Here is a 2,525-nt window from a genome sequence, read left to right as displayed (position 1 = left end):
AAAGTCAGCATTATTTACTTGAAGGAAAATTTATGAGTGAAAACATCATCAATAATCATGGCCCACTTACCAAGATGTATTATAGTTATGGCGATGGACAAAAACAAGCGGGTGACGATGAGCATATTCACGGCGATTTATCAAAAATAAAATCTGGCCAATGGGGTAGTTTTGGTCAGTATGACTTCATTTCGGAAGGTGATTCACCAGCATATTTTCATCTGATAAATGTCGGTCTTGATAACCTCAATAACCCCGAATATGGTGGTTGGGGAGGTCGTTTGGTTCAATCTGCTCAAAATCCGAAACGTTGGGAAGATGGAGAAAAGGCAGCAGATTACAATCCATTCACACAAAAAATGGATAAAACTTACGGACAAACTCGTTGGATTGAAGCCCTACAAAATGATTTTGCAGCACGTGCCGATTGGTGCGTGAAAGACTACAAAAATGCCAATCATGCTCCTATTGTGAAGCTCAATCATGCCTCCAAACTTTCGGTTAAACCCAATACGACCATAAAAATTAGTGGTAGTGCAACTGACCCCGATGGCGATAAATTAAGCTATCGTTGGTGGCAATACGCCGAAGTAGACACTTATGGCTCGAAAGTTTCACTCACCAATGCAGACCAAAAAGAGGCATCATTGACGATACCTACCGATATCAAAGACGGAGAAACCATTCATTTGATTTTAGAAGTTTCTGATAATCGGAATATTAAACTGACTCGCTATCAAAGGGTTATTATCACATGTAAAAACTGAGGAATCATGATACGTCTAACCTTAATGCTTTTAATAGTATCTGGAAATCTACTTGCTCAAACTAAACTTGATTTTACAAAATCTGCGATAGAAACTTCAAAATCTTGGATTGATATTGACTACGCAGGCGATGGAATTATTGGGCATAAATTAGATATCTTCTTACCCCAAAAAGGAAATGGACCATTTCCTGTGGTGTTTACGATTTATGGCAGTGCGTGGTTTTCAAATTCATCAAAAGCCACTTGTTTCAATGATGGTTTGGGTCAAACACTCCTAAAAAATGGTTTTGCGGTGGTAAGTATCAATCATCGTTCGAGTAGAGATGCTATTTGGCCAGCACAAATTCATGATGTAAAAGCCGCCATTCGTTTCATCCGAGCCAATGCTTCGGTATTCTCTTTAGATACTTCGTTTTTAGGTATAACTGGTTTTTCTTCGGGCGGTCATCTCTCAACGATGGCAGGCGTGACGAGCGGCATCAAATTCACAACAATCAATAATTTATCGATAGATTTAGAAGGAAATATTGGTAAATCGTTGAACGAAAGCAGCCATGTGGACGCCGTTGTCGATTGGTTTGGCCCTACTGATTTCCTTTTAATGGATGCTTGTGGTAGTTCATTTAGTCATAATGATGTAAAATCTCCCGAATCTACTTTAGTGGGCGGGGCAATTCAAGAAAATAAAGATAAAGTAGCACTGGCAAACCCTATAAGTTATGTAAGCAAAAATACACCTCCATTTCTAATTTTTCATGGAACAAAAGACCCTCTCGTCCCACATTGTGAAAGCGAGAAACTTTACGAAAAACTGCAAAAAGAAGGTGTAAAAAGTGAGTTACTAATCATTGAAGGTGGCGGACACGGACCTGGAGTGATGATTGATAAATATTATGCACAAATGATTGCCTTTTTTAAATCGAAAGCAAAAAGATAACAAATCCGTGTAAGTCAGCATTTCCGAAGGAATCTGCGTCATTAGCGTCCCAATTTTAGAACGCTGATGATGCAGATGTTCCAACGTAGATTTACACAGATTTTAAACTTAACATAAAATGAAAAAACTACTCTTTCTCACATTAATCTCACTTACAACCTTTGCTCAAACCACAGTTCAAACAGCCAATGGTAAAGTTGAGGGTTATGCCAAGGAAAACGTACGAATATTTAAAGGAATTCCGTTTGCTGCTCCGCCAGTGGGTGAATTGCGTTGGAAAGCTCCTCAAGCAGTTAAAAATTGGAGTGATGTAAGAAAATGTACTGGTTTTTCGGCCAGTCCAATTCAAAATAAACCTGCTCCATTTTATTGTTGGACGGAAGAATTTATTGCCAAACCCGAACCCTTGAGCGAAGATTGTCTATACCTAAATGTTTGGACAACCGCAAAATCTGCCAAAGAAAAACAACCCGTGATGGTCTGGATTTATGGCGGTGGATTGAACAGCGGTTCGGCCAATTGTGATATTTATGATGGAGAAGAACTGTCGAAAAAAGGAGTTGTTTTTGTAAACATTAATTACCGTGTGGGCGTTTTAGGCTTCATGGCACACCCCGAATTGAGTAAAGAATCTGGCTACAATGCTTCGGGAAACTATGGTTTTCTTGACCAAATTGCCGCTTTGAAGTGGGTACAAAAAAATATTGCTGCGTTCGGTGGCGACCCATCTAACGTAACAATTTTGGGTCAATCGGCAGGTGCGTTTAGCGTAAATGCCATGATTGCATCGCCACTGGCAAAAGGACTTTTTCACAAAGC

At 39.5% G+C, this 2,525-nt stretch carries 3 protein-coding genes; all 3 read left to right on the top strand.

Annotation, left to right across the window (positions count from 1 at the left end; genetic code table 11):
* A partial coding sequence (locus ACOVO2_RS12085) for a nucleoside hydrolase-like domain-containing protein (RefSeq protein ID WP_421770220.1) occupies positions 1-767 on the top strand: 767 nt, incomplete at its 5' end.
* Positions 768-773: 6 nt separating this feature from the next.
* The gene (locus ACOVO2_RS12080; RefSeq protein ID WP_421770219.1) at positions 774-1,706 is read left to right on the top strand and encodes a prolyl oligopeptidase family serine peptidase; all 933 of its coding nucleotides are present in this window, start codon (positions 774-776) and stop codon (positions 1,704-1,706) included.
* A gap of 118 nt (positions 1,707-1,824) precedes the next feature.
* Positions 1,825-2,525: carboxylesterase/lipase family protein (locus ACOVO2_RS12075; RefSeq protein WP_421770218.1), on the top strand; the 701-nt coding region annotated here is incomplete at its 3' end.

Source organism: Emticicia sp. (assembly GCF_049241225.1).
Taxonomy (GTDB): domain Bacteria; phylum Bacteroidota; class Bacteroidia; order Cytophagales; family Spirosomataceae; genus Emticicia.
The sequence above is the reverse complement of the archived record's forward strand: the minus strand, read 5'-3'. Positions and strand labels throughout refer to the sequence as shown.

Excerpts from the sequence above, each read along its gene's own strand:
- ACOVO2_RS12080 (WP_421770219.1), top strand. The coding sequence starts at position 774 with ATGATACGTCTAACCTTAATGCTTTTAATAGTATCTGGAAATCTACTT.